At 34.0% G+C, this 6083-nt stretch carries 5 protein-coding genes and 1 pseudogene; 2 read left to right on the forward strand and 4 right to left on the reverse strand.

Annotation, left to right across the window (positions count from 1 at the left end; all coding sequences use genetic code 11):
• Positions 1-42 precede the first annotated feature (42 nt).
• Positions 43-873 (forward strand): annotated as a pseudogene (locus tag ACZQCL_RS05375) (transposase).
• Between the two features lie 182 nt (positions 874-1055).
• Here ACZQCL_RS05375 and eno read toward each other — a convergent pair.
• The 3 genes from eno to ACZQCL_RS05390 all read right to left on the reverse strand — a co-directional run bounded on the left by eno (position 1056) and on the right by ACZQCL_RS05390 (position 5029).
• Positions 1056-2384 (reverse strand): phosphopyruvate hydratase, encoded by a 1329-nt coding sequence (eno, locus tag ACZQCL_RS05380; RefSeq protein ID WP_117573123.1) that lies wholly within the window; start codon positions 2382-2384, stop codon positions 1056-1058.
• A gap of 62 nt (positions 2385-2446) precedes the next feature.
• The gene (locus ACZQCL_RS05385; protein ID WP_482482088.1) at positions 2447-4612 is read right to left on the reverse strand and encodes a peptidase U32 family protein; all 2166 of its coding nucleotides are present in this window, start codon (positions 4610-4612) and stop codon (positions 2447-2449) included.
• A gap of 45 nt (positions 4613-4657) precedes the next feature.
• The gene (locus tag ACZQCL_RS05390; protein WP_227994079.1) at positions 4658-5029 is read right to left on the reverse strand and encodes a metal-dependent transcriptional regulator; all 372 of its coding nucleotides are present in this window, start codon (positions 5027-5029) and stop codon (positions 4658-4660) included.
• A gap of 81 nt (positions 5030-5110) precedes the next feature.
• Here ACZQCL_RS05390 and ACZQCL_RS05395 point away from each other — a divergent pair, with 81 nt between their 5' ends.
• Positions 5111-5641, forward strand: a complete 531-nt coding sequence (locus tag ACZQCL_RS05395) for a TetR/AcrR family transcriptional regulator (protein ID WP_117925235.1) — start codon at positions 5111-5113, stop codon at positions 5639-5641.
• Here the strand turns inward: ACZQCL_RS05395 and ACZQCL_RS05400 are convergent.
• The coding region (locus ACZQCL_RS05400; protein ID WP_482482090.1) for a pentapeptide repeat-containing protein at positions 5631-6083 on the reverse strand (453 nt) is incomplete at its 5' end. The two genes, ACZQCL_RS05395 and ACZQCL_RS05400, sit on opposite strands and share 11 nt — an antisense overlap.

A 6083-nucleotide genomic window follows, 5' to 3' on the forward strand; every position in this document is an offset into this window, starting at 1 on the left:
CACTATATATTCAAAGATATTCCTGTTCGTAATGAATTTGGTATGATTGCCACTATACATACTTTTGGAAGAGACCTTAAATGGAATCCACACATCCATTGTCTTATTCCTGAATTGATCTATTCTTTTAAAAAAGATAAAATCAAAACATTTCATCATTTCAATTTTACTAAGCTTAGAAAAACTTTTCAGTTTGAATTAATCCGACTCATACAAGAAGCCGGTGGATTAAAGAAACCTGAAGAAAAGAACAGACTCTATAAGAATCATCCCAAAGGATTCTATGTCTATGCCAAATTCAAATCAGATGACAATGATTCCAACAATGCCTCATCTAATAAAAACAGTAAAGATATTCAAGGCTGCGTAAACTACTTCATTCGCTATGCCGGAAGGCCTGCAATGGCTGAAAACAGAATCACAGAATACAATAAAGAATCAAAGACTGTCAGCTGATTCTACAATGATCATAAGGATGAGAAAAGATATGATGTCACAGATAATGTGATCGACTTTATAAATCGTCTCATCATACATATACCAGACTACCATTTCTTAACCACTCGATATTATGGATTCTATGCCAATGCATCTAAGAAAACATTGGACAAAGTTCATGCACTTCTTGGAATCAAAAAGAATAAGGATTATTCTCGTGAAACCAGAAAAAAGAAATTAAAAAACAAACTCAATAAATTCAGATACCGCACACACTTGATTGATTCTTTTAACAGAGACCCAATTCAATGTAAATGTAAAGCCACAATGCAGTATACTTATACATATAATCCATTCAAGGACAAAAGAAATGACAGAACATACAGAAAAGAATGTATTGATGAAATGATTCAAATGTATAAAAGAAGATTATGATTAACAAGAACTCCATACTAAACAAGGCTATTTACAATAGTCTGTTTTGTCATGCCTATATAATGCTAGATTCAAATAATTCAGTCATTTTTAAATCTCCAGATTCAACTTCTCCGAAGCCAATTTCTTAATATAAAAAAGACCCCGAAGGGTCTTAATTAGCTAAAGTTCTTAGTGAAATACTACTTTTTGAATTCAACAGCTGGTAAGTTGTAGAAAGTCTTGTCTCCAAGGTATTCAGCAACGTTAACAGTTCCACGTTGGTTCAATTCGTCTTCAATACGCATTAAACGGTTGTATTTAGCAATACGGTCTGTACGGCTTAATGAACCAGTCTTGATTTGTCCTGCGTTCAATCCAACAGCGATGTCAGCGATTGTAGTGTCTTCAGTTTCTCCTGAACGGTGAGATACGATGCAAGTGTATCCGTGTTTCTTAGCCATTTCGATAGCGTCGAATGTTTCAGTTAAAGTACCGATTTGGTTAACTTTGATTAAGATCGCATTAGCGATTCCTTTTTCGATTCCTTCGTAAAGGATTGAAGGGTTAGTTACGAATAAGTCATCACCAACTAATTGTACTTTGTCTCCTAGACGGTCAGTTAATTTTTTCCATCCGTCCCAGTCGCTTTCTCCTAATCCATCTTCGATAGAGATGATTGGGTATTTAGCGATCCATTCTTCGTACATGTCGATCATTTCATCGCTAGTCTTAGTTCCTTGACCAGATTTTTTCAATTCATATAATCCAGTTTCAGTGTTGTGGAATTCAGAAGCAGCAACGTCCATTGCGATCTTCATATCTTTTCCTGGAACATATCCAGCAGCTTCCATAGCTTCAACTAATAATTCAAGAGGTTCTTCGTTTCCATCTTTACAGCTTGGAGCGAATCCACCTTCGTCACCAACGTTAGTGTTGTATCCTTTTTTCTTTAATACAGATTTTAAAGCGTGGAAAGTTTCAGCAGCCATACGAACAGCTTCTTTTTCACTCTTAGCACCAACTGGCATAATCATGAATTCTTGGAAATCTACTGTAGAGTCAGCGTGTGATCCACCGTTGATAACGTTGCACATAGGAACTGGCAATGTTTTTCCGTTGAATCCACCGAAGTATTTGTATAAAGGTTCTCCGTAGAAATCAGCAGCTGCTAAAGCACAAGCCATAGAAACACCTAAAGTAGCGTTAGCACCTAAATTTTTCTTGAATGGGTCTCCATCCAATTCTAACATTGTTTTGTCAATTAATACCTGGTCACGGCAATCCATACCGATAATTTTTGGAGCAATTTTAGTGTTTACGTTTTCAACAGCTTTAGTTGTTCCTTTTCCCAAGTAACGAGCTTTATCTCCATCACGTAATTCTAAAGCTTCACGAACACCAGTACTTGCACCACTTGGTACCATAGCACGTCCGTAAGCACCAGATTCTGTAGTTACTTCAACTTCAACAGTTGGATTTCCACGTGAATCTAGAACTTCACGAGCATATACATCAACAATAATAGGCATAATTAAAATATCCTCCTCTAAGCCTTAAGCTAATAAAATAATAGCACGCAAGCCATCTAAAATCAACGATTATAGGCTCTGAAAGCGGTTTTAACTTCCTCCTGGTTCTCATCAGTAAACACAAAGCGGAAATGTTTTATTCCATACGATTCATAATCTTTTCGATTTTCAATTTCATTCATAATATTCACATCATATAATCGCATGTGACAATCTTTATCTCCAAATAAAAAGACACGCTTTCCATCTAAGCCTTCAAGCTCATAACGATGATGATGGCACAAACCGCAATTCATTCTCTTACCATCTTTTAAAGCCGTATTTACAGGACAATGTTTCATCGTCATCAAGCGTCGTTTCTGATATAAAGTCTTATAGACTGGAGCATCAAAATGATAACGATTCGAAAAGCCCTTCATTATTTCTTCAACCTGATACTTGTCACACTCATCACTGATTACACAACTTTCATATCCCATTTCTAAGATAGCAGCCACACTATATGAATTGGAAACATTTAATGAATCTACAATTTTTCCTTTACCTAGATGCGCATTCACAAATCCATCAACACTCGTTATATTTGATTTTTCTAAGATTTGATTACTGTTAAACATTTCACTCACATAACAAGAAGAATCATCAACCTTTTGATTCATTGAATTAATTTCAAACAAATCAAATGAGGTTTTACTTTTCTGTGGAATATAACTATATTCTTTTTCAACAAGCGGCTCCTGTTTTAAACAAGCCTCTTTCATTTTTTCAAGAGCATTCCTACGAAGTTGGTTCATAACTGAAATCGGAAAATAAATATCTTTACCCAAATGATATTCAATATGATCAAAACTTGCCCAACTATCTTTTGTCTTAGAAAACTGTTTGTTTAACGTTTCTTCATCCGTTGCACGCTTTAAAGCCTGTACACTATCAATTTCAGTAGAAACACAAACGCTCGTCGAATCCTTATACACTTCCATTACCATCGGCTTTCCAACTGCACTACAAGTTACTATCGCATTAACCTTGCTTTGACGATTGGATGTACGAATTCTTTCATCAATTATTTTATTCAATTCAGAATCCATTGTTTTACGAACAATACTACCTACATGAACCCCTACTGGTCCTTCGATTAGAACTGTATTATTTTTAGGCATGAAAGAAATCAACTTTTGTTTCTTATCATACATAAAATTCACATGACAACCCAAGTTCTCTTTTTCAAAACGAATTCCATCATTTTGATGCAGATCTTGACTTAATTGAATGCAAATCTTATTTTTATTTACCTTTACAACCTTGCCAATTTCAATTCCCTGATGATTACAAGTTTTACTATTCATTAATTCTTTGCCACTAGCCCTATACATATGACCTACAGTATATTCTCGATTGAATGTAACACGTAAGTTTTGTTTGTCCTCAACATTTCGTTCCATATTCTCTAATACCTTTTTGACTTGTGAAACACTCTCATAAACATATGGAGCGCTCTTCATTCGCCCTTCAATTTTTAACGAACAAACCCCCATATCCGCTAATGTATTCACTTCATCAATCAAAGATAGATCTTTTGGACTCAATACATATTCTCCATGCGTATCCACTTTATTTCCATCTTCATAAAGGGTGTATTTCATTCGACATGGTTGCGCACACATTCCACGATTTCCACTTCGTCCATAATGTACACTTGAAAAATAACATTGCCCCGAATAACAAATGCATAAAGCTCCATGCGCAAAAACTTCCACTTCAATACCTGTATCTACACATGCTTGAATTTCTTCTTTTGTACATTCTCTAGCTAAAACAACACGTTGAACACCTAATTTTTTTAGTTGTTCAATTTGATAAGGATTAGAAACTGAAAGTTGTGTAGAAGCATGTAGCACCAAATTGGGTAGTCTATGATGCAAAAGATGGATAAAACCTAAATCTTGAATGATCAACGCATCTACACCAAAAGAATGAACCTTTTTTGCCATATTGTAGGCATCCTCTATTTCATCCTCATATAATATTGTATTCATCGTAATATATACTTTTACACCACACAAATGACATCTTTCAATAACTTCTTTTGTAGTTTCTAAGTCAAAATTATTTGCAAATGCTCTAGCTCCAAAACTTGGCAAGCCAAAATAAACAGCATCACATCCTGCTGCTAATGCTGCATTTAATGCTTCCATACTTCCTACGGGCGCTAATATTTCTGGTCTCATTTTCCTTGCTCCTTTCAAAATAAAAGCTACAGATACAATCTATAGCTAGTCTTTATTATTTTGATAATACTTTTTAATTGCCTCAAAAGTTTCTTGTGAAATCACATGTTCAATACGACAAGCATCTTCCGTCGCAATATTTTTAGGTACCCCAATATTTTGTAGCATATCTGAAAAGAAAGTATGACGCGCATATGTTTCTTCTGCGATTCTCTTTCCTTCTTCACTTAAAGTTAAAAATTTACTAACATCTAAAACAATTAATCCTTGCTCAGACAATAATTTTACGGCATGTGAGACGCTAGGCTTAGAAAAACCCAAATAACTTGCGACATCAACACTACGAACATGATCTAAACATTTTGATAAAACTAATATGGCTTCTAAATAATCTTCCATCGATTCGCCTAACTGCATATTCATTACTCCTCTAATTCTTTTCTTTAATTTTAAGCTAGTCCTCTTTTAAAGTCAATTGTCATGACATATAATAGTTATATGAACGATACAAAACTAACAATCGCAAATGCGCTATTAAACTTATTAAAAACACAACCCTTAAACAAGATTACAGTCACTCAAATCACAAAGGAATCAAATTTAACACGACAGACTTTTTATCGTAATTTTGAAGATAAAGAAGATCTAGTAAACTGGTATTTTGAAAAGCTATGTCTAGACTCTTTTAAAGAAATGGCTGATCAAACCACTTTAAAAGAAGCTTTAATTAAGAAATTCACTTTTATTCAAAGCCAAAACACATTCTTTAAAGAAGCCTTTAAAGAAGATGACTACAATTCTTTGACAAACTATGATTATCGCTGTATCTATGATTTCTACAAAAAGAAAATCGAAACAAAGACGACAATTGATCCACAACTAGACTTTCTACTTCAAATGTATTGTCATGGATCTATTGAAATGACTAAATCCTGGGTCGAAAAAAATATGTATCTAGATATAGAAACGCTAGTCAATATGTTGATTGAATCCATGCCCGAAAGATTGAAACAATATATCAATCTTTAACTACAATACCTAAAAGTTTCACAAATTCAAGCGCTTGGGATGAATTCACGACAACACCTGTTAATTTATCACTCGACACCGCAATGTTTTCAATTTCACAGCTTGAGAAATCAAGCTCTTTTAATTTTGTGTTAAACCATTCCGTTGAATTTAATATACATTTATCAAATGAAGTCTTTTTAAAATCACATTGAACAAATCCTGAACCCGTTAAATCATTGATGTCAAATGCACACTCTTTAAATGTACTGCCACCAAAGTTACAATAATGTCCTTTGCATAATTGAAATAATGTATCTTGCACTAAGCTTTGTGAAAGTTCCATTCCACTGATTCGACAAGAAATGAAATGAACACGACTTAAACTACATTGATTCAAGTGTACATTTTCAAATTCACAATGATCAAAAATAATATCCATATATTCAATAAAGCTAAAGCT

Source organism: Holdemanella sp., assembly GCF_056804935.1.

Excerpts from the sequence above, each read along its gene's own strand:
- eno (WP_117573123.1), bottom strand. The coding sequence starts at position 2,384 with ATGCCTATTATTGTTGATGTATATGCTCGTGAAGTTCTAGATTCACGT.
- ACZQCL_RS05390 (WP_227994079.1), bottom strand. The coding sequence starts at position 5,029 with ATGCAGTTAGGCGAATCGATGGAAGATTATTTAGAAGCCATATTAGTT.
- ACZQCL_RS05395 (WP_117925235.1), top strand. The coding sequence starts at position 5,111 with ATGAACGATACAAAACTAACAATCGCAAATGCGCTATTAAACTTATTA.
- ACZQCL_RS05385 (WP_482482088.1), bottom strand. The coding sequence starts at position 4,612 with ATGAGACCAGAAATATTAGCGCCCGTAGGAAGTATGGAAGCATTAAAT.